This window comes from Sphingobacterium sp. KH_072 (genome assembly GCF_057837975.1).
On the sequence record NZ_CM174457.1, the window covers coordinates 2,635,279 to 2,658,302 of the forward strand.

The following is a 23,024-nucleotide window of genomic DNA, read 5'->3' on the forward strand; positions in this document are numbered from 1 at the left end:
GTCTAAGTAGAAGAATTGTTTCCCGGAAGATTGCCTATCTTGGTAAAGCGCGCTTCCGCACGGCAGAAAACACCTTGCATGATACATACACTATTAATCATTTTGATTGCGTTGGCAGTCATCAATTTATTGGTTTTGCTCTTCAAAAAATCGGGCAATAATTCCGCTGCACAATGGCGACATCTGGAGCAGGGCTTGCAGCGCTTGGATCATCAGCTAGAGCGGATGGATAAGTCTACCCGCGATGATCTGCACCGGCATCGCAGTGAAAATAGCGCGCTGGCGCAAGCCAACCGCGAAGAACTATCCGTGAACTTTCGCTCTTTGGAAAAAAGTGCACAGGAACAAGCACAAGCATTGCACAGCTTTTTGGGGCAGCGCTTTGAGAGCTTGACAAAGCAGCAGTATGAGATCAACAAAACAGCAAATGATCAGCTAAAAGATATTAAAATCAGCATAGAGAACCACCTGAAAGTACTGCGCGAAGATAATAACCGACAGCTAGAACAGATGCGCCATACGGTGGATGAAAAACTCCAATCTACGCTCGAAAAAAGATTAGGAGAATCATTCAAGCTCGTCAGCGAGCGGCTGGAGCTTGTACACCGAGGATTGGGCGAAATGCAAACCTTAGCGAACGGTGTAGGCGATCTTAAAAAAGTGCTTTCTAATGTAAAAACTCGCGGCATATTAGGCGAATATCAACTCGCGAATATCTTAGAGCAGTTGCTCACCAATGAGCAATACGCACAAAATGTAGCGACGAAAAAAGGATCGCAGGCGAACGTGGAATATGCCATCAAACTGCCAGGCAAAGACAGCGACGAAACTGTGTGGATGCCGGTAGATTCCAAGTTTCCGATCGAAAATTATCAGGCACTGATGGACGCCTATGAACTGGGCGATAAAACCCAAATCGAACTACAGCAAAAAGTACTGATGCGCACAGCGGAAGCTTTTGCCAAAGATATCAGCGATAAATACATCGATCCACCACATACCACCGATTTCGCGATTATGTTCCTTCCGATTGAAAGCTTATATGCAGAGATCTTGCGCCACCCCGGATTATTTGAAACATTGCAACGCAAATACCGCGTTACGATAACAGGCCCTACTACCCTCTCCGCATTATTAAATAGCTTGCAAATGGGATTCCGCACGCTGGCCGTACAAAAACGCAGCAGCGAAGTATGGAAAATACTAGAAGCCGTGAAAACCGAATTCAAAAAATTCTCCGATCAGTTGGATAAGGTGGACAAGCAGTTGAGTTCGGCCTCCAAATCGCTGCACGATCTGCGCCTTACGCGCACTAATATGATGAGTAGAAAGCTGCGCGATGTCGGCACACTCGATGTGCAAGAGTCCAATGATTTGCTAGATCTTCCGATTAGCGAGGACGAGTAGAGACCACCCGACCAACCGGATACAACATATGCGTGTCTTCGTAATAGGGTGATTTCTTATAAATCCAATCCAGCTGTGCTCTACCATCTTTGGCAAAGTCGGGTTCATCTACTTTCTTACGCTCTAATTCTCCCTTCCACGAAGGATTGGCATCTAACAAACGTTGTGCTTCCTCCTCGAAGATATAGGCCGAGAAGTATTCCTTTTGACTCAAAATACCATCAAAGAAATTCCAACGGAAGAAGGAATCGTGCGCTTGGGGTTCTAGCGTTTCGATGAGATAGCGATTAACTGTCTGATCCATATCGATCCACCAATCTCCAGCGTAAAATTGTCGATCCATCAGGACTGGTTTGAGCTCTACCCGCTCGTGCATGTAATGCCCTTCGTAAGGCGAAGAAGCCGTTTTCAGCGCCGTGATGTAATACATTTCCACGCGAATAGTGGTATCACGTTCTAGAGCTCGAAGCGCAACACCATTAGCGCGCAGACGCTCCACGACGCGATCATACGCTTGTGGAATGATATATGCCATTGGCTTCTCCACTTCTAGCGTGACTTGGTAATGTTTTAGATGCGGAATTCGAAGCGTTTTTGGTCGAGCCCGATCATAATACAATCTATTTTGTCCACTAATGGTACTCGGTTTCTCTCCAAACTCATAACCCAAAAAGGTAATCGAATCTACCCGCGTCTTATCCAAAGCCCAATTGATCGGAAAATGCTGCTGTGTTTTTACAGCCTCCTTTACTTTGTTTCGCGTGCTTAGTAAGTTTTCTTTTTCTTGCACCACTACTTCTACCAAATGCTGCAATAGCATATACGTAGATGCAACGCGTTGCTCGTAGGATTTCCACATGTGTGTTTCTGGCATAAAACCAATCGTATGATGTACTGCGGCGAAGCCGGATGAATAACGTGGCGTTTCTAAAAAGTCGACCAATCCTGATTCCGGCGTCGCGCCAAGCGTATTCACATACGGTATCATCGGATAACCAGAAGCTTGCATCCTTTGATAAAGTGGCTTGGTAAATCGTTCTTCCATTAGTGAGGCTAATGGTGGTGCAATTTTATCTTTTTGCGTCGCAATCAAGGTCATGATATATTGATAATCTGCCCCATTGCTGGCGTGTGTATCAAAAAACAGATCTGGATCCCAAGTGGTAAACAGTTGCTGAAACAGCAGCGAGTTTCTGGTATCAGCTTTAATAAAATCTCGATTCAGATCGTAGTTTTGGCGACTACCACGAAAACCGTAGGCCACGGGCCCATTCTGATTGACCCGTGACACGCCTCTGTTCAGCATCCCAGCTACATTATATACCGGAATTATACAGATCACGACGTCTTTAGGCAATTTATTGTCTCGTAAAATATCTCTGGAAAATAGCATGCCCACATCAATCCCTTCAGGTTCGCCGGGGTGAATGCCATTATTCACCAATAAAACAACTTTACCTTTCAATTTTATACTTTCTGGATCAAAGTTCTGATCCGCCGATAAGACAAACAGATGCAGCGGTTTGCCCACATCTGTCTTTCCCATATCCATCAGTTTAGCTTGTGAATATTTATCCGCCAAAGTCTGGTAAAAACCAATCACTTCTTCATACGTAGCCGTGGTATTTCGATCAGTATCCTTTTCGTAGGGCGTTTGCTGTGCACGTACAGGAGGAGTACAAAGGCAAAGTAATGCAATCAAAAGTGGGTAATAAGACTGGATAGAGGAAGACATAATGTGATGTATTTGCATCAAATATACATAAAGATGCCTGCGCTTATAAAAGTCCTTCGTCTCGAAAACTAAAATAATGTTGATCGGTAAAGATAATATGATCATTGACTCGAATATCCATCAATACAGCCGCATCAACGATGCGTTTAGTCAATTGCTTATCGGATGTACTGGGAGATAATGTACCCGACGGATGATTATGAATTAAGATCATAGAATGCGCATTAGCCTGTAAGGCGTGCCGCAAAATGACACGAATGTCTACCGGTGTAAAATCATTGCCGCCACGGCCAATCAGTTGCTTGTCCATCAGCTTACATCCCGTATTGAGGTACAGCACCCAAAATTCTTCGTGCGGAAGGTCCTGCAAACGATCTCGAAAAAAAGTATAAACTCGTTTACTACTATTCAACACCGATGATGGCGCCTCGATGGCATCTTTTCGACGCCGACCTATTTCCATAGCGGCAATAATGCTGATCGCCTTTGCCTGACCGATGCCGTGGTAACGACATAAATCTGCTACTTCTAGTTTGGATAGGGTTGCCAAATTGTTTTCGACTCCCGAAAGCACACGTCGGCATAATTCAACAGCACTTTCCTGTGCCGACCCTGAGCCAATCAATATCGCTAATAATTCGGCATTCGTTAGCGCTCTCCTACCTTGCTCTATTAACTTCTCTCGTGGCCGATCTGCTTCAGCCCATTCGCGTATAGCTAACTTCATAATTAATAACCCGATCCACTAATTTTTTTCTTTTAAAGATAATTTATTTTTTAATAATAACATCAAGAAATTTAGGTATTACTATCCATTTTCTGATTATCGACAGAAAGCGTATCTTTGCTATTTAGTAATTTTAGATATGAGTAAAGCAATAATCAAAACCGAAAAAGGTGATATGACTGTGCAGTTCTACACAGAGGACGCACCTAAAACAGTAGAAAATTTTATAAAATTAGCTAAATCAGGTTATTACAATGGATTAACTTTCCACCGTGTTCTTCCTGATTTTGTAATTCAAGGTGGTTGCCCGAATACACGTGAAGGTGCGACAGGAATGCCTGGCACAGGTGGACCTGGCTACCATATCGATTGTGAGCTGACGGGAGAGAACCAATACCATAACCGCGGTGTGTTATCGATGGCTCATGCTGGCAGAAACACGGGCGGATCTCAGTTTTTCGTATGTCACAGCCGTACCAATACAGCGCACTTAGATCGGAACCATACCTGTTTTGGAAAAGTCATCGAGAATGTAGATGTGGTAGATGATATCCGTCAAGGTGATCGTATTATGAGTATCGACGTAATCGAAGATTAATAAATCCATTCGCTAATACTTACAAACAAGAAGCATGAATTTAAGAGGATTAGTATCCGTAACGGGAAAGCCAGGGTTATTTAAATTGATCGGCAATAACAAAGGTGGTTTTATTTTGGAGAGCTTAGATGCGGCAAAAGTAAAGTCAGTGATCAATATGTCGAACAGTAAAATGGCGACATTGGAAGATATCACCATCTATGGCGAAGAAGAGGAAATCCGCTTATTGGAAATTTTCGAAACGTTGAAAACAGGAGATATTGAGGTTCCAGCGGTGAAAGCCGATGGCAATACCTTGCGTGAGTTCTTCAGAGAAGTCGCTCCTGGACATGATGAAAGTCGTGTGTACAGTTCTGATATCAAGAAAGTCATCACTTGGTACACTATTATCAAAGAACTTCCGCTGTTCGACGAGGAGGCTCCTGAGCCTTTAGGCGAAGAGCAGCAAGCTTAAACGTTGGAGGTATAATCTCCAACGAAGGTTTACTATAAAAAGAAAAGGCCGGATTTACATCACATAAATCCGGCCTTTTTCCGATAACTAATCGTCAGTGATCAGATTACTCCGCTTTATCAGCTTGTTTCTGACGAATGATATTTAATGCTGCACCAGCTTTGAACCAGCCGATTTGTTGTGCATTATACGAATGGTTTACTTCGATCTCCTCAGAGCTTCCATCTTCATGGTGCAATACGAGGGTTAATGATTTATTCGGAGCAAAATCCGTCAAACCTATGATATCGAACGTATCATTTTCTTGAATTTTATCGTAATCATCTTTGTCGGCAAATGTCAAGCCCAACATCCCTTGTTTCTTCAAATTCGTTTCGTGAATACGCGCAAATGATTTTACTAAAACCGCGCGAACACCTAAGTGACGCGGTTCCATCGCCGCATGTTCGCGTGACGATCCTTCACCATAGTTTTCATCACCGACTACGATCGAACCGATCCCTTCTGCTTTGTAGGCACGTTGCGTAGCAGGAACGGCACCATATTCTCCCGTCAGTTGATTTTTGACGGTATCGGTTTCATCATTGAAGAAGTTCACTGCACCGATCAATAGGTTGTTAGAGATATTATCTAAGTGACCACGGTATTTTAACCACGGTCCGGCCATAGAAATATGATCGGTGGTACATTTTCCTTTTGCTTTGATCAATAATTTCAAACCTTTCAAATCGGTACCTTCCCAAGCATCAAATGGTTCAAGCAGTTGCAAACGATCAGAATCTTCGGCCACATCTACAGAGACATCCGATCCATCTTTTGCTGGTGCTTGATAACCGGCATCTTCCACTGCAAATCCTTTGGCTGGTAATTCATCTCCTGTTGGCGCATCCAATTTCACTTGCTTACCATCTTTGTTGGTCAAGGTATCGGTCACTGGGTTGAACCCTAAATCCCCGGATATCGCGATCGCAGCGACCATTTCTGGTGATGTAACAAAGGCATACGTATTTGGATTACCATCCGCCCGTTTTGCAAAATTACGATTGAATGAGTGCACAATGGTGTTCTTTTCCCGTTTGTCAGCATTTGGACGATCCCACATACCAATACAAGGACCACAAGCATTCGTAAATAAAGTAGCGTTTAGATCCTCGAAGGTTTTTAGCAAACCATCGCGATCTGCGGTGTAACGCACTTGCTCCGAACCTGGATTGATACCAAATTCTGCTTTAGTCACCAGACCTTTATCAATAGCTTGTTTGGCTATAGAGGCTGCTCGCGCCAGATCCTCATAAGAAGAATTGGTACAAGAACCAATCAATCCCCACTCTACTTTGGTTGGCCAACCATTTTTTTCTGCTTCATCCCGCATGCGTGAGATCGGCGTATACAAATCTGGTGTAAAAGGACCATTCAATGATGGCTCCAAATCAGAAAGGTTAATCTCAATAACTTGATCGAAATACGTTTCTGGATCGGCATACACTTCATCGTCGCCCGTAAGGTGCTCTTTGATTTTATTGGCTGCATCAGCTACATCCGCACGATCGGTAGCGCGTAAGTAACGTTCCATCGATTCGTCGTACCCGAATGTAGACGTAGTTGCACCGATCTCAGCGCCCATATTACAGATAGTACCTTTTCCAGTACAAGAAAGTGATTGTGCACCTTCACCAAAATATTCTACGATAGCTCCGGTACCACCTTTTACGGTTAAGATACCAGCAACTTTTAAGATAATATCTTTTGATGTTGCCCAACCAGATAATTTACCGGTAAGCTTAACACCGATTAATTTTGGAAATTTCAATTCCCAAGGCAATCCGGCCATCACATCGCAGGCATCTGCACCACCAACACCGATCGCTACCATGCCCAATCCACCAGCATTCACCGTATGCGAATCCGTACCAATCATCATTCCGCCAGGGAATGCATAGTTTTCCAATACGACTTGGTGAATAATACCAGCACCTGGTTTCCAGAAGCCAATACCGTATTTATTAGAAACCGAACTCAAGAAATTAAACACCTCAGAGCTCTCTTCTTTGGCACGCGTCAAATCTTGCTGCGCACCATCTCTCGCTTGGATTAAGTGATCACAATGTACGGTCGACGGTACGGCTACTTTGGGTCTGCCGGCTTGCATGAATTGCAATAAGGCCATTTGAGCTGTAGCATCCTGCATCGCTACGCGATCTGGTGCAAAATCTACATACGATTGTCCTCTCTCGTATGCTTCTTCTGCATTGCCATTCCACAAATGCGTGTAAAGAATTTTTTCCGCTAAAGTCAAAGGTTTTCCAACAACTTTACGAGCAGCGTTTACACGCTCCTCGTAAAGGCTGTACACCTTTTCAATCATATTGATATCAAAAGCCATATACTTATAATTTATCTCTTCTCAATTTGTCTGTTAATAGATAAAACTATTACAGATTAGCTCACCAATTGTTTGTCAAGTGGTGTAAATTTTGTAAGGTTAATGCCCTCTACTGCGACTTTGTACTCCTCGATTGTCGGTATTCTTCCCAAGATTGCTGACAATACGACTACTGGTGTAGAAGCGAGTAGAGATTCTCCTTTTTTACGCTCTGAATCTTCTACGACACGACCTTGGAAAAGGCGTGTTGAAGTCGCCATTACGGTATCACCTTTCGCCGCTTTCTCTTGGTTACCCATACACAAGTTGCAACCTGGACGCTCCAAATACATAATGTTCTCGTATTCTGTACGAGCGTTGTTTTTAGGCATCAAGTCACTAAATTCAAAACCAGAATAACGTTGTAGGATTTCCCAATCTCCTTCTACTTCTAGCTCATCAATAATATTATAGGTTGGCGCCGCTACCACTAACGGTGCATTGAATTCTACCTTCCCTTTTTGCACTTCTAAATTCTTGAGCATTTGGGCTACGATCTTTAAATCACCTTTGTGCACCATACACGAACCAACAAATCCAAGATCTACTTTTTTAGTACCTTCATAGAACGATAGATCGCGAATAGTATCGTGCGTATAGCGCTTAGAAACGTCTTTATTGGTCACATCTGGATCGGCAATCATAGGTTCGTCAATGATATCTAGATCGATCACCACTTCTGCGTAGTATTTGGCATTCTCATCTGGCGTCAAAGCAGGAATAGTGCCCGACTTAATTTCGGTAATACGTTTATCCGCTTTATTAATCAAGCCTTGTAACACTTGATTTTTGTTCTCCATGCCTTTTTCGATCATGATTTGGATACGGCTTTTTGCAATCTCCAATGATTCGATCAAGGTATCGTCTTGTGAAATACAGATAGATGCTTTGGCTTTCATCTCTGCGGTCCAATCCGTGAATGTAAAGGCTTGATCGGCCAATAACGTACCGATGTGCACCTCAATAATCCGACCTTGGAAAACATTTTCTCCGCCGAACTGCTGCAACATCTGCGATTGGGTTGCATGTACTACATCGCGGAAATCCATGTGCTCTTTCATACCACCTTTGAAGGTCACTTTTACCGATTCTGGGATTGGCATAGAAGCCTCACCTGTAGCTAAAGCTAGGGCTACGGTTCCAGAGTCAGCACCGAATGCGACTCCTTTGGACATTCGCGTGTGGGAGTCACCACCAATAATGATTGCCCATTCGTCGATGGTAATATCATTGAGCACTTTATGAATAACATCCGTCATCGCGTGATATTCTCCCTTCGGATCGCGGGCAGTAATCAATCCAAAACCGTTCATGAACTTCATCAATTTTGGAATATTGGCTTGCGCTTTTTTATCCCAAACAGACGCTGTATGACAACCCGACTGATACGCTCCATCCACGATCGGCGATATTACTGTTGCCGCCATCGCTTCCAATTCCTGTGCCGTCATCAAACCCGTAGTGTCTTGCGATCCTACGATATTGACTTGGACGCGCACGTCTGATCCAGCGTGTAACACTTTACCCGGCGTAATACCAACGGCATTCTTATTAAATATTTTCTCTACAGCTGTCAATCCTTGTCCTTCTACCGACACTTCTTTCGAAGGGGCAAAAACCAGTGGTGTTTCAATACCTAGCAGATGAGCCGAAAATGTTTGGATTTTCTTACCGAAAACGATGGCATAAGAGCCGCCCGCTTTGATAAACTCCATTTTCTGTGGCGTCAATGCTTTGGAAATATCGATCAGCTCTTCACCGCCTTGATAAAGCTTTTTAGTTTTGGTATTGATGGTCAATTCCGTACCGGTAGCCACCGAGTAAACTTCTTCTAGAATTGGCTCGTTCTTTTCGTTGCGTACCACATTTCCGGCCGCATCTACTTTTTTGACCCAGTTTTTCAGATCGATACCGATACCACCAGTTACATCAACTGTGGTCAAGAAGATAGGTGATATACCGTTGGTACCACCTACGATTGGTGCTATATTCACGAAGGGAACATATGGACTTGCTTGTTTACCGGTCCATAATGCGACGTTATTCACACCTGACATCCGCGAAGACCCAACACCCATGGTGCCTTTCTCGGCAATAAGCATGACGCTGCTGTCTGGATGTTGCATTTGCAAATCCTGAATCTGCTGTTGCGCCTCCGGCGTGATCATACATTTACCGTGCAACTCACGATCAGATCGCGAGTGTGCTTGATTTCCTGGCGAAAGTAAATCTGTAGAGATATCGCCTTCACCAGCGATAAAGGTGACAATCTTGATTTCTTCCGGAACTTCCGGAAGCTTGGTAAAGAACTCTGCTTGAGCGTAGCTTTCTACGATCTCACGGGCAATCGGGTTTTCATTATTGAACGCTTCTTTCAACCGATCGGTATCTGCTTCGTATAAAAACACCTGCGTTTTAAGCACTTCTGCTGCTGGTGTTGCGATCGATAGATCAGCACCAAGTGCTAAATCCAACAAAACCGCAATAGAAGGACCACCTTTCATGTGAAACAACAGCTCAAAAGCATAGGTTGGCGTGATCTCCGCAACAGAAACTTCTGCTAATATAATTTCTTTAAGGAATTGAGCCTTGACAGTGGCAGCACTCGTGGTGCCGGGCAAGGTATTGTAAATAAACAATTTTAACGACTCTGCTCTGTGCTCGTGTTCGTTATCTTTAATTTGATCGATGATCGCACTTAATAACTCATCACCGTCAATTGGCTTTGGATGCAGCCCTTGCTGTTTTCTATCCTCAACTTCCTGTATATATTCGTTGTAAATACTCATAGTAAACCTTAATTCTTATTTAAATGACAGCTTGTGAATTACAAATCTGTCTGCATTTTTTATTACAAAATCAATGGGTGAATAATACGCCACGCGCTAACCTATTTACCCAAACCTAACTTATTCAATAATATACGAAAAACATTGAGTAAAAAGAAATATAACGCATACTATTTGCGTCAAATTTCGTTTGGTATACTTAACTGTTCCTTAACTTGAAACTTAGCTCATTTTATTCACAACACTAAAAGAAGACTTTCGATCGGGACACTTTTGGCATAATCCACACATCAACCTAACTTCACGATTTCCTACGCCCTCAAAGAACCATAGAAAAACGAAACCTTCTTCTATACAAAAATACGAAATAACAAACTTTTACACGAAAATAACCCAAGTAAGCGTTAAATTTGGAAATATTCTAAATTAAGCTATTAGAGATTGAAAAAGAGTCGATTAACCTTCGTGTTAACTAAGAAATCACAAGAAATATGTGACAATATTTTATACTGTACGTAGGCTAGCATCTACCGTTTTAAGCGCTCGAATGGTTTCTGCAGGATCAGCGGAATTAAACACAAAACTTCCGGCCACCAACACATCTGCACCAGCTTCAATCAAAGCGGCTGCGTTGCTTAAACTCACTCCCCCATCGATTTCTATCAACAGGTTGTCGTTCACTCCTTTGCTTAACAAGCGTAGGTCGCGAATCTTCGTATAGGTATTATCAATAAATTTCTGACCACCAAAACCGGGATTGACCGACATGATAAGCACCACATCTAGATCACCTAATATATCCTTGAGCAAATGTACTGGTGTATGCGGATTGAGCGCCACGCCAGCCAAACAACCTAACTCTTTGATCGCTGCAATCGTACGATGCAGGTGCGTGCAAGCTTCATAATGTACCGTAATAATCCTTGCTCCGGCAGCTTTGAATTCTGCAAGATATCGATCTGGATTTTCGATCATCAGATGCACATCCAGCGGTTTAGTCGCGTATTGATGTATTGCTTTCATCACCGGAAAGCCGAAAGATATATTGGGCACAAACAAACCATCCATGATATCGATATGAAACCAATCTGCCTGACTCACATTTACCAACTCTACATCGCGCTGAATATGGGCAAAATCTGCCGCCAGCATAGAAGGTGCAATCAGGTGTGGACGAGTTGTGTTCATGATGATTTTGATTAAGTTCAAAGATACAAGGTTCTGTATCAAATAACAACGAGAAACTTTGATCGATAAAAAACTCTAAAATATTGTTTGATAATATTTTAGGTTTTATAACTTATTACTACTATCTTTGCACCGCCTTAGGCAATATCGCCTATTGTATAATTTATTTCATGAACCCATTTTTAGAATTGGGAATCCGTCATGAGATTGTTAATGCAGTCACCGAGTTAGGTTTCGAAAAACCTTCTCCTATCCAGGAACAAGCCATTCCTGTTTTATTGACTGGCAACAACGATTTTGTCGGATTAGCCCAAACCGGCACAGGGAAGACAGCAGCATTCGGTCTCCCTCTATTAGAACTAATCGATCCTTCACAAAAGCATCCACAAGCCTTAGTACTTTGCCCGACACGTGAGTTGTGTCTGCAGATCTCTAGAGATTTGGAAAGTTTCGCAAAACACATCGACGGTGTAAGCGTAGTTGCTGTATACGGAGGAGCGAACATCAGCGATCAATTACGTCAGATTAGACGTGGTGTACAGATCGTAGTCGCCACTCCAGGACGTATGTTGGATATCATCGGCCGTAAAGCCATTGATTTCTCCGACGTCAATTATGTCGTGTTGGACGAAGCAGATGAAATGCTGAACATGGGATTTCAGGAGGACATTAACAATATCCTTTCTGAGACTCCAGACACGAAAAAAACATGGTTATTTTCTGCTACGATGCCTAAAGAGGTACGTCGTATTGCGCAGAAATACATGACCGACCCGTTTGAATTGACCGTAGGTACAAAAAACACGGGAAATGCAAACATCGAACACCAGTACTTCTTGATTAGAGCAAGAGACAAATATGCGGCATTCAAACGCATTGTAGACTCTTATCCTCAGATCTTCGGAATTGTATTCTGCCGTACTAAGATCGAAACACAAGAGATCGCAGAAGCGTTGATGAAAGATGGTTACAATGCAGATTCATTGCACGGTGACTTATCGCAACAACAGCGTGACCGCGTGATGAAACGTTACCGTGACCGCAACCTTCAATTGCTTATTGCAACGGATGTGGCTGCTCGTGGTATCGATGTAAACGATGTAACACACGTAATCAACTATTCGTTGCCAGATGAGGTAGAGAACTATACGCACCGTTCTGGTCGTACAGCTCGTGCCGGTAAAACTGGTATCTCGATTTCGTTGGTAAACGTGAAAGAATTGAGCAAAATTCGTCATATCGAAAAAATCATTGGTAAATCGTTCGAAAAGAAAGAAGTTCCAACTGGTGCAGAGGTATGTGAGAAACAGCTTTTCAAAATCGTTGACAAAATCAACAATGTAACGGTTAACCAAGACGAGATCGAACCATTTTTGCCTGCTATCATGGAAAACTTCCAAGATTTGAGCAAAGAGGAGATCATCGCACGTTTCGCTTCTTTGGAGTTCAACAAGTTCTTAGATTATTACCGCAACGCACCAGATTTAAATGTGGATGCGCGTGATATTCGCTCTGATCGTGGTGAACGCGGTGAGCGTGGAGATCGTCGTGAAGGCCGTAGTAGAGAAGGTTCTAAAGGATACACTCGTTTGTTTATCAACTTAGGATCAGTAGATGATTTCTCTCGCGGTGATATGTTGGGTTACATCTGTAACAACACACGTATCTCGGGTAAAGATATCGGTAAAATCGACTTGAAAGGCGTATTTACGTTCTTCGAAGTACAAGATGCAGAAGTTCAAAAGGTAATCCAAGGATTCCAGAATGTAGACTTCAACGGTCGTGGTGTACGCATCGAAGTTTCAGGCGAAGGCAGTGGCGGCGGTGAACGTCGTGGCGGTCGCAGCGGTGGCGGAGATCGCCCTCGTGGTGGCGGCGGTGGTCGTCCAAGCGGCGGACGCTCTTACCGTTCTGACGATAACAAAGGTGGCGGATTCAAAGACTTCTCTGGAAAACGCAGATCTCCATCCTCGTCTTCTTCTAGAAGCAAGTACTAAATCTTAGCTTAACAATACGAATAAGGGGTTAACAGCATGCTGTTAACCCCTTATTTTTGACCTGTACTCTGGAAAAAGAAACAGATCAAGTACAAACATTGTGGACTAAGCAACTAATTTAGTTAGCATGAATAGCAAGAAGTTGATACTTTGACACCTTTAAACAGATTTCTGAAATCAGGTGCCTGAGCATGGAAACGTCTCGCTAAAGCCTGTTTTACTATACTTTAAATTGTGCTAACACGTAGCCGTAGCAAATCACCTAATCAATGCATTTCAGCTTTTCAAAATCTATCTTCTCTGCAAAGCTATCTCTATGTAACCGAGTAGTTAGTATGTTTAATTGAACGTGAACTAGAAGCCTATACTTCGTGCTTGCGCGCTTTAGTAGCTACAATAGTCGCCATACCTCCGCGCAAGGTGCGCAGATCATGCGTGTTTTATCAGCATCCATACGCACGTTCTTAGTATTTATGTAGTATAGAATCAGTACAGTTAAGCTAAGGTTAATGTATGCCGAAGCAATAGCCAACCTATAACCAATGTCAAGTCGCTCCTCCGATCCGTAGTTTTATAGATCCATCTATTTTAGTAAAAAAGCAATCGGCGTAACGAGTAAATTAAAAAGAAAAGGATCTATCGATATACATATCTCCACTCCACAACTTTTGTATGTGATCCTATAAAATTATTTGCTTATTTCTAATTAGCATCCAGAGGACGGAAGGTTACTTTTTTCATATCTGGCAAGAAGTACGCCACCATGCCCAGCAAAGGCAAGTAGGAACATACTTGATAGATAAAGCTGATGGAAGTATGATCTGCCCACCAACCCAGCAACGCGGATCCTAATCCGCCCATACCGAAGGCAAAACCATAAAATAAACCAGAAACCATGCCCAACTTACGCGGCAACAATTCTTGCGCGAAGACGAGTATGGCCGCAAAAGCGGAGGAAAGAATGAGTCCGATTATGACAATGAGTATGGCAGTCCAGAAAAGATCCACATAGGGCAATAGCAGTGTAAATGGCGCACATCCCAGTACCGAAAACCAAATGATGTATTTGCGCCCCACATAATCACCTAGCAATCCTCCCAATAGAGATCCGACCGCTACTGCAATCAAGAAATAAAACAAGTACACCTGCGCCTGTACTTCCGTCAAATCAAAACGCTGTATCGTATAAAACTGAAAGTAACTCGTAATACTAGCGGTATAGAAATATTTAGAAAAAATCAGCAACAATAAGATCGCGACAGACCAATTGATCCTTGCCGGAGATAACTCTGGTAATAAGATCGCCTTCTTTGGCCGAGACTGCACCGAGCGTAAATGACGACTGTACCAACGACCAATATAGCCTAAGATTCCTTGCGAAATCATAGCGATCAAGGCAAACCAGAGAATGTATAGCTGGCCATTCGGGATTACGATCCAAGCAATTAGCAGCGGCGCCAAAGCAGCACCGGTATTTCCACCAATCTGAAACATGGCTTGCGCAAAACTCCGCCTGCCTCCTGCCGACATATAAGCGACACGTGCCGATTCGGGATGAAAGATCGAAGAGCCAATACCAACCAAAATAACGGATATCAAAATCCACTCGTAATTGGCAGCATAAGCGAGTGAGATCATCCCCGCCGTAGAAAACAACATCCCGATTACTTGAGAATAAGGCTTGGGGTGCTTATCGGTGTAAGCGCCAACTACAGGCTGAAAAATGGAGGCCGATAATTGGAAACATAAGGTGATAATCCCAATCTGTGCCATGCTCAGATCATACTGCGCTTCCAGACGCGGATAGACAGCCGGAATAACAGATTGCAATAAATCGTTGAACAAGTGCGCTACACAGACCGCGAGTAATAAGGAGTAAGTCGGCTTCTGTATATTATTCGAAGCAAAAATAGAGGCCATATAGCAAATAATTTATCGACGGAACGTCTTAATTTCTGTAGTTAATCAATTCGGTGTACAGTACTTCACCAGAACTTGGTCTTGGCGCTTGCTTAAGCACTACTTCTCCATCTTTGGCGATGATATAATACGGAATACCGAATGCTTTGCGACCTTGATAAACTTGTGAAAATTTTGCTTGGATATCTTTGTACAAAGCTTTGTTAGCCCGCATTTGATAGCCCGTTAATTTGCGTTGTTGAATAAAATCCTTCCACTTCTGATCGTCCTTATCCTGATCCATGGATAAGTACAAGATATCAATATCATGTTTGGTAGCTACATCATGCAGGCCATCCTTATAGGCAAATTCGGCCACACAAGGTCCGCACCAAGTAGCCCAGAGATCAATATACACGGTACGTCCGGCAAATTTTTCTAGCACCTCGTCAAAAGAGTTTAGCTCTTCATAGCCTTCCACAAACTCGGTGAAAGGAGGCGGTACGACAGCTGGTGTCTCAGCAGTCTGCTTTTTTGATTGGCCTACGGCCAATAAAGGCATCATTAGTAATAAAACAAAAATGTGCTTCATGATACTTGTGATTTAATGTAACCGGCTGCCATCAGAGCGATGCCAACCTTCAATTTCTTATTTATAAATCTGAATGTCGACCGTACCATCCTCTTGGATAGTACCTCGGTACATGCCTGCCGTATTAAATGGCATCGCCACCTCGCCATTTTGATTGATCGCGATTAGTCCGCCATCGCCACCTAAGTCGCCTATTTTTTTGATCACGGCTGCGGCGGCCGATGCAATAGACAATCCACCATACTGCATACGTGCAGCTACATCATAAGCTGCTACCGATCGGATGAAAAACTCGCCCCAGCCGGTACATGAAACGGCAACCGTCGCATTATCTGCATAATTACCAGCCCCTGTAATTGGCGCATCGCCGACGCGGCCATAACGTTTATTAGTCATGCCGCCGGTAGACGTCGCTGCTGCTAAATTTCCAGCACGATCAACCGCTACTGCACCCACTGTACCGTACTTGTAATCTTTATATACTTCAGGAATTTGGGATTGCGCATCATGATCCAATTGCGTAGCTAAAGAATCTAATGCTCTGGCTTTCTGCAATCCTTGCCAGCGTTCCTCCGTGTAAAAATAGCTGGGATCTACGATCTGCAAACCTTGCTCTTTTGCGAATTGTTCCGCTCCTACTCCTACCATCATCACATGTGCCGAATGTTGCATCACGGCGCGCGCTGCTTGGATCGGACTTTTTACATTGGTCACGCCAGCCACGGCACCAGCGTTCAATGTCTTACCATCCATAATCGCAGCGTCGAGTTCGTTCTTACCATCATGGGTAAATACAGCACCTTTGCCCGCATTGAACAAAGGATTTCCTTCCAACACTTTTACAGCAGCCTCCACGGCGTCCAGACTAGTACCTCCCTCCTGTTGCAATACACGATGTCCAGCCATCAATGCCTGTTTCAATCCATCTTTATAGGCCGCTTCCATCGAGTCGGTCAGGTTTTTCTTCAGAATCGTACCTGCTCCGCCATGAATAGCCATCACATAAGTATCTTGTTGCGCAACGGCGAATTGCAATGCAAAGAAACTAGATACAACCAATAAAAGCAGTGTTTTTCGGATCATCTTAGAACTGAATTAGGCTTTTATAGCACGTTGCCTGATCGCCTCGTAAATAACCACACCTGCAGATACGGAAACGTTCAAAGATTTAATTTCACCAAACATCGGAATACGAGCCAACTTATCGGATATTCTGATCAGATCATCGGAAACACCAACATCCTCCGCACCCATTACCACACAAGTAGGCCCAGTGTAATCCACATCATGAATAGAATCTTCCGTTTTCTCTGTACTAACTACCATCTGTACACCTGACTCAATCAAAAAACGACCGACTTTTCCCAACGAATCTTGACGACAAACTGGTATTTTATACAACGCACCTGCGGAAGTCTTAATCGCATCTGGATTGATTTCTGCTGATCCTTTTTTCGGTACAATAATCGCATGCACACCCGCACATTCAGCCGTACGTGCAATGGCACCCATGTTGCGTACATCGGTAATACCGTCCAACATCAACAACAAAGGTATTTCACCTTTTTCATAGATTGTAGGCAATAGATCTTCGATTTGTTGATACGTTATTGGAGAGATCATCGCGATCACGCCCTGATGATTTTTTCCGGTGATGCGATTTAACTTTTCAATCGGCACTTGCTGTGATGGCAAGTTATGTTCTTTGAGTAATGCTTTCAATTCCATCAGCAACCCTCCAGTTAGTCCACGTTGAATGAAGAGAGATTCGATCTCTTTTCCACTATCAATGGCTTCCATGACGGCGCGAATACCAAAAACCATCTGATTCGACTCTCTTTTTTCACCACGAGGCTCTCTACGTTGAAATTGCTGCATAAATTTTTACTATTAAAAGTTCAAAAGTAATCATTAAAATCGACGTAAATCGGCTATCAATCGCAAAAGATCATTCTGCAATAGCCAGTAAATTACTTGTGATCTTCGAAAATTTAAATTCTCTTCGATCATAAACTTTCACTTAATCAGGATTAATTTGTTATTTTTAAACAACAAAACCTGAGCTATGAAAGAGCAATTTATTGATAAAGTCTCCGCGTCTTACAAACCGAAAGGTGCTTTTATACAATTGGGATCTGGCATTTTAAACGGCGAAGTGGTAACAGAAGCCAAAGTAAACCTAGCACTCCGTATGATGAACCGCCATGGCCTGATTGCTGGAGCTACCGGAACCGGAAAAACGCGGACTTTGCAACTCATGGCCGAACAACTTTCGGATGCTGGCGTGCCGGTATTTATGCTGGACGTGAAAGGCGATCTATCTGGTCTGGCCGAACCGGGAAAGACCAATGAAGCATTGCTAGAGCGAGGTCTGGCAGTCGGAATTCCTTTTGAGCCGTCTTCATTTCCAGTCGAGCTCTTCTCACTAAGCGGCAACTTAGGTGCTCCTATGCGGCTAACCGTAGGTGATTTTGGTCCGGTGCTGCTATCTCGCATTCTCGATCTTAATGATACGCAATCAGGCGTATTGAGCGCCATATTCAAATACGCACAAGATACAGATCTGCCTCTTATCGATTTAGATGACTTAAAAAAGCTAGTTTCTTATTTATCAGAAGGTGCTGGTGCCGCAGAAATAAAGGAGGATTATGGCCGCATTAGCAGCGCCAGTGCTGGTGCCATTCTCCGAAAGATTGTAGCTATCGAACAGCAAGGTATGGCGCACTTATTTGGCGAAAAAGAATTCGATATTCAAGATCTTTTTGCCAAAGTAGATGGCAAAGGAGTGATCACCTTGCTCAACATCGCGGATGTACAGGATCAGCCGCTGCTGTTCTCCACTTTTTTATTAAGCCTGCTAGCGCAATTATTCAAAAAATTACCCGAAGTGGGTGATCTGGATCAACCTAAGTTGGTCTTCTTTTTCGATGAAGCGCATCTATTATTCAATGGTGCATCAAAAGCTTTCCTCGGTCAGATCGAACAGATTGTACGGTTGATACGCTCCAAAGGAGTCGGTGTTTTCTTTTGTACACAGGCGGCAAGTGATATCGCGGAAAGTGTATTAGGGCAACTTGGAAATAGAGTGCAACATGCGCTGCGTGCATTTACACCAAATGATTCCGAAAACCTGCGAAAAACGGTGCGCACCTATCCTACCTCAGATTTCTACGCAATTGATAAAATATTGACGGCATTGGGAACAGGGCAAGCATTAATCACGGTCCTCAATGATAAAGGTATTCCGACGGAAGTTGTGGCTACACACTTGGTGCCCGCACGTGCGATTATGGGACCTGCATCGCCAGAAACCTACAATCGCATTTTAGAAGAATCTGATGCTACCACAAAGTACCAAGAGCGTATTGAACGCCGATCAGCAGCCGAAATTATCACCGAACGACAGCAACAACAAGAAGCTAACTTGGCGCGCGAACAACTGGAAAAATCGACACAGAAATCGGCATCGAGCTCCAAAACAACATCTGCACCACGCTCCCGAAGACAAACTTCTCTGGAAGCGGCTCAAACTACCGCTAGCCGAACGTTAGCGAGAGAAGGAACAAAATTACTAGGAAAATTAGCGAGCGGATTGCTAGATATGTTTCTTAAAAAAAGGAAGTAAGCCGTATCTTGGAGCTAGCTATGAAAATCTTAACCGCTTCTGACATCCGCAGAGCCGATCAGGCTACCATAGATCGACAAGGTATTCGATCTATCGAGCTGATGGAGCGAGCGGCAAACTGCTTATTCCAACACATCACGAAAGATTTTCCTTCGTTTGAAACTTCTTTCGTGATTTTTTGTGGTTCGGGAAATAATGGTGGCGATGGCTTGGCACTCGGACGTTTACTTTCTGCCTCCGGAAGATCGGTTCGCATCTTCCTAAAGCAGACCGAAAAATACAGCGCTGATAATCAGGAAAATCAAGAGCGATTGCAGCAGGTTGGCATCCCGTTAAACTTCTTTAATGGTGACATCCTGAAAAAATTTGAATCGCACGATGTGCTTATCGATGCGCTGTATGGTATTGGCCTTTCTCGTCCTTTGGCCGAAGAATGGCGACCTGTTATTGAAGCAATCAATGATTCTGATCGTACGATATTGGCGATCGACATTCCTTCGGGAATGTATGCAGATCAGCCGTCGGAAACTGGAATTCCTATCATAAAAGCAGATCATACGTACACCCTACAATGCTCTAAAATTGCCTTACTACAACCTGAAAACACCGCGTATGTAGGCGAACTGACCGTAGTCGATATACAATTGGATGCGAGCGCATTATCAGCGGTTGATAGTTGCTATTACCTCACCACTTTAGATACGATTCAAGCACGCTGTTCCATGCCAAGTCGCTTTGCGCACAAAGGCACGTTTGGTCATGCGTTAATCGTGGGCGGAAGCTATGGTAAGATCGGCGCCATTCATCTCAGTGCAAAAGCAGCACTTCGTACTGGATGCGGCATGGTAAGTATATACAGCGCCGCTTGCGCCAACCCGATATTGCAAACGAATTTCCCGGAAGCGATGTTGCAAACAGATCCCGAGTTCACTCACGTATCTTCTTTTTCAAAAAACATCGATTCCTATGCTGCTATCGCAATAGGTATGGGAATGGGTACACATGCAGATACAGAGCAGGCATTTTTTCAATTTTTACGGAAAATATCTTCCACATCCAAATCAACTAAACTGATACTTGATGCCGACGCATTAAATCTATTAGCGCAGAATTCCTTAAGCTTAAACGATCTGCCGATAGGCTGTATCCTCACACCACACCCAAAAGAATTGCAGCGCCTAATCGGTTCTTGGAAAAACGATTGGGACAAAATGGAGAAGACGCGTGCATTTGCGCAGCAACATCAGGTGATTGTGTTAATCAAAGGTGCTAACACCGCCGTGGTATTGCCAGATGGTACGATCCATTTTAATACAACCGGCAATTGGGGAATGGCCACTGCCGGCAGTGGCGACGTATTAGCCGGTATCATCACTTCGCTGATCGCGCAGGGATTTTCTGGCAAGGATGCAGCGCTTACCGGCGTTTACTTGCATGGCTTAGCTGCGGATCTTGCCGTGCAAACCATCCATCCGAAAAGCATGATAGCCTCGGATATTATTGAGGGTATTTCTATGGCTTGGCAAAAAGTTTTGCCGATCGCGTGCAGGCATTAATTCGCGAGAATGCGCAACGTGGGTTTCCCTGCCCCCGACAAAATTGATATATTAGCTTTCCAAATAGCAAAATACCATGCAGATTTCCTTTCGATATATATTTTCTAAGACGCGCCATGTGTTATCCGTTCTACTTTTGATGAGTGGCTCGTTTGCCGTTGCGCAACAAACCCAGAAACCACCATTACATGGTAAGCATTGGATGGCAATTACAGGAAAACCGCTGGCTGCCACTGCTGGAGCACAGTTATTTCAGCAAGGCGGAAATGCAGTCGATGCGGCTTGTGCTATGCTAGGCGCGACCTGTACAATGTGGGATGTGTTGAGCTGGGGCGGAGAAACGCAAGCTTTAATCTATCATCCAGAACTCAAAAAAGTAATCGCCATCAATGCGCTGGGTGTGGCTCCGACTGGAGCAACGGTTGATTTTTTCAAAAGCAAAGGTTATGAGTTTCCGCCAGAATATGGACCGCTGGCAGCGGTAACTCCGGGTACACCAGGCGGTTTATGTTACATGCTCGCCAAATATGGCACGAAAAGCTTGAAAGAAGTGCTGCAACCATCTATGCAAATGGCTGCAGGCTATCCGATCGAAGCACAAACGGCCAATAGTATCGAGCGTGGTAAAGAACGGATCAAAGAATGGCCATACAGTAAGGAGGTCTTTTTGGTACATCCAGGTGAAGAGCGCGAGGCGCCGGAAGCAGGTGAAATATTTGTACAAAATGACCTGTTGCGCACTTTAGAGAAACTCGTAGAAGCCGAACAAAATGCATTGGCCGCAGGCAAGAGTCGGGAAGAGGCGATTATGGCAGCGCACGATCGCTTTTATACCGGAGATATCGCGGCAGAATTTGTTCGCGGCAGCCAAGAGCATGGCGGACTGATCACCATGGAAGATTTGGCCAACTGGCGTCCAATCGAAGAAGAGCCTTTACAGATCAATTATAAAGGCATTGATGTATATAAATTACAATCTTGGACGCAAGGACCTGCAATGTTGCAAGCTTTGAATATCCTCAAACAATTTGATCTCAAAGGCATGGGATACAATTCTGCGCCTTATATTCACACGGTGTACCAAGCCATGAATCTGGCTTTTGCCGATCGCGATTTTTATTACGGCGATCCCGCATTCAAACCCAAAACACCGATTAATGGTTTGCTGAGTGATGCTTATGCCGCAAAAAGAGCCGCAGGGATAGATCCTAGTAAGAATGATCCGTTGGTCGAGCCGGGCGATCCATATCCTTTTGAAAATCGTAAAAACCCCTATCTTAATTTATTGGCGGAACGCCGAAAATTGACAGATACAACAGCGCGTGACCAAGGTGATTTTGTACCTAAACACGATGCTACTGCTTATCAGGAAAATGCGGACAGCTTATATCAAGATCGTTTACTGCGAGGCACGACCAGTATTGAAGCAGCCGATGCAGAGGGTTGGGTAGTGTCGATTACGCCAAGCGGCGGATGGCTGCCGGCATTTATCGCCGGTCATACCGGCGTTGGTATGAGCCAGCGGTTGCAGAGCTTTGTGCTGGATTCGCTGATAAGTCCATTTAATGTGGTTGAGCCAGGCAAACGTCCACGTGTAACATTGACGCCAGCTATGGCTTTGAAAGATGGCAAACCTTATCTATCTTTTGCCGTACAAGGTGGCGATACGCAAGATCAAAATCTTCTGCAATTCTTTTTGAATGTGGTAGAATTCGACATGAAGCCACAGCAAGCCGCGGAAGCGGCAAATGTTAATAGCAACCAATTGTGGCTGTCTTTAGGTGGCACAAAGTTAGCTGATCGTAAGCCAAGAGCGGGAAGTCTGCTATTAGATAAACGAACGCCTGCCGATGTGGTGAAGCAGTTGGAAGCGATGGGTTATGCTATTCAATTTGGCGAAAGAAATAGTGGCCCGATCAATGCGATTTATTTTGATGAAAAGCATGGTACGCTTTGGGGCGGCAGCAGCAACCATGGCGAAGATTATGGTATTGCTTGGTAGGTGGAAGTGAGTTTTGGGAGGATAGAAGTTTCA

Annotated in this window: 16 protein-coding genes; 7 read left to right on the top strand and 9 right to left on the bottom strand. The window is 43.9% G+C overall.

What is annotated here, in order from left to right; genetic code table 11:
- The first annotated feature begins 78 nt into the window (after positions 1-78).
- Positions 79-1,407 carry a DNA recombination protein RmuC gene (locus AC3IRT_RS11900; RefSeq protein ID WP_489393437.1) on the top strand — a complete coding sequence of 443 codons (1,329 nt, stop codon included), beginning with the start codon at positions 79-81 and terminating at the stop codon, positions 1,405-1,407.
- Here the strand turns inward: AC3IRT_RS11900 and AC3IRT_RS11905 are convergent.
- Positions 1,391-3,142 (bottom strand): M14 family metallopeptidase, encoded by a 1,752-nt coding sequence (locus AC3IRT_RS11905; RefSeq protein ID WP_489393438.1) that lies wholly within the window; start codon positions 3,140-3,142, stop codon positions 1,391-1,393. The two genes, AC3IRT_RS11900 and AC3IRT_RS11905, sit on opposite strands and share 17 nt — an antisense overlap.
- A 43-nt stretch (positions 3,143-3,185) precedes the next feature.
- Positions 3,186-3,869: a RadC family protein gene (gene radC / locus AC3IRT_RS11910; protein WP_489393439.1), complete on the bottom strand. Its 684-nt coding sequence runs from the start codon at positions 3,867-3,869 to the stop codon at positions 3,186-3,188.
- Between the two features lie 139 nt (positions 3,870-4,008).
- On the opposite strand from radC, the gene AC3IRT_RS11915 reads away from it, so the two are divergent.
- A complete protein-coding gene (locus AC3IRT_RS11915; RefSeq protein ID WP_489393440.1) occupies positions 4,009-4,467 on the top strand; it encodes a peptidylprolyl isomerase in 459 nt (152 codons plus the stop codon).
- Positions 4,468-4,501: 34 nt separating this feature from the next.
- On the top strand, positions 4,502-4,921 hold the full coding sequence (locus AC3IRT_RS11920) for a DUF5606 family protein (protein WP_489393441.1): 420 nt from the start codon (positions 4,502-4,504) through the stop codon (positions 4,919-4,921).
- A 106-nt stretch (positions 4,922-5,027) separates the two neighbouring features.
- Here AC3IRT_RS11920 and AC3IRT_RS11925 read toward each other — a convergent pair whose 3' ends face one another.
- The 3 genes from AC3IRT_RS11925 to rpe all read right to left on the bottom strand — a co-directional run bounded on the left by AC3IRT_RS11925 (position 5,028) and on the right by rpe (position 11,320).
- Entirely contained in the window at positions 5,028-7,304 is a 2,277-nt protein-coding gene (locus tag AC3IRT_RS11925; protein WP_489393442.1) for an aconitate hydratase, read from the bottom strand.
- Between the two features lie 56 nt (positions 7,305-7,360).
- On the bottom strand, positions 7,361-10,132 hold the full coding sequence (locus AC3IRT_RS11930) for a bifunctional aconitate hydratase 2/2-methylisocitrate dehydratase (RefSeq protein WP_489393443.1): 2,772 nt from the start codon (positions 10,130-10,132) through the stop codon (positions 7,361-7,363).
- Positions 10,133-10,636: 504 nt separating this feature from the next.
- On the bottom strand, positions 10,637-11,320 hold the full coding sequence (gene rpe, locus AC3IRT_RS11935; RefSeq protein ID WP_489393444.1) for a ribulose-phosphate 3-epimerase: 684 nt from the start codon (positions 11,318-11,320) through the stop codon (positions 10,637-10,639).
- Between the two features lie 170 nt (positions 11,321-11,490).
- Here rpe and AC3IRT_RS11940 point away from each other — a divergent pair, with 170 nt between their 5' ends.
- Positions 11,491-13,317, top strand: a complete 1,827-nt coding sequence (locus tag AC3IRT_RS11940; RefSeq protein ID WP_489393445.1) for a DEAD/DEAH box helicase — start codon at positions 11,491-11,493, stop codon at positions 13,315-13,317.
- Positions 13,318-14,019: 702 nt separating this feature from the next.
- On the opposite strand, the gene AC3IRT_RS11945 is transcribed toward AC3IRT_RS11940, so the two are convergent.
- From AC3IRT_RS11945 to rlmB, 4 genes are read right to left on the bottom strand one after another with little or no spacing between them, the layout of a single operon-like run.
- Entirely contained in the window at positions 14,020-15,237 is a 1,218-nt protein-coding gene (locus AC3IRT_RS11945; protein WP_489393446.1) for an MFS transporter, read from the bottom strand.
- Positions 15,238-15,265: 28 nt separating this feature from the next.
- On the bottom strand, positions 15,266-15,808 hold the full coding sequence (locus tag AC3IRT_RS11950) for a TlpA family protein disulfide reductase (RefSeq protein ID WP_489393447.1): 543 nt from the start codon (positions 15,806-15,808) through the stop codon (positions 15,266-15,268).
- 57 nt (positions 15,809-15,865) lie between these two features.
- A complete protein-coding gene (locus tag AC3IRT_RS11955) occupies positions 15,866-16,891 on the bottom strand; it encodes an isoaspartyl peptidase/L-asparaginase family protein (RefSeq protein ID WP_489393448.1) in 1,026 nt (341 codons plus the stop codon).
- A gap of 12 nt (positions 16,892-16,903) precedes the next feature.
- Positions 16,904-17,686, bottom strand: a complete 783-nt coding sequence (gene rlmB / locus AC3IRT_RS11960) for a 23S rRNA (guanosine(2251)-2'-O)-methyltransferase RlmB (protein ID WP_489393449.1) — start codon at positions 17,684-17,686, stop codon at positions 16,904-16,906.
- 187 nt (positions 17,687-17,873) lie between these two features.
- Here rlmB and AC3IRT_RS11965 point away from each other — a divergent pair, with 187 nt between their 5' ends.
- From AC3IRT_RS11965 to AC3IRT_RS11975, 3 genes are all read left to right on the top strand, one after another.
- Positions 17,874-19,433, top strand: a complete 1,560-nt coding sequence (locus tag AC3IRT_RS11965; protein ID WP_489393450.1) for a helicase HerA-like domain-containing protein — start codon at positions 17,874-17,876, stop codon at positions 19,431-19,433.
- 20 nt (positions 19,434-19,453) lie between these two features.
- A complete protein-coding gene (locus AC3IRT_RS11970) occupies positions 19,454-20,989 on the top strand; it encodes an NAD(P)H-hydrate dehydratase (RefSeq protein ID WP_489393451.1) in 1,536 nt (511 codons plus the stop codon).
- 76 nt (positions 20,990-21,065) lie between these two features.
- Positions 21,066-22,991, top strand: coding sequence for a gamma-glutamyltransferase family protein (locus AC3IRT_RS11975; RefSeq protein WP_489393452.1), 1,926 nt, complete (start codon positions 21,066-21,068; stop codon positions 22,989-22,991).
- Positions 22,992-23,024 lie beyond the last annotated feature (33 nt).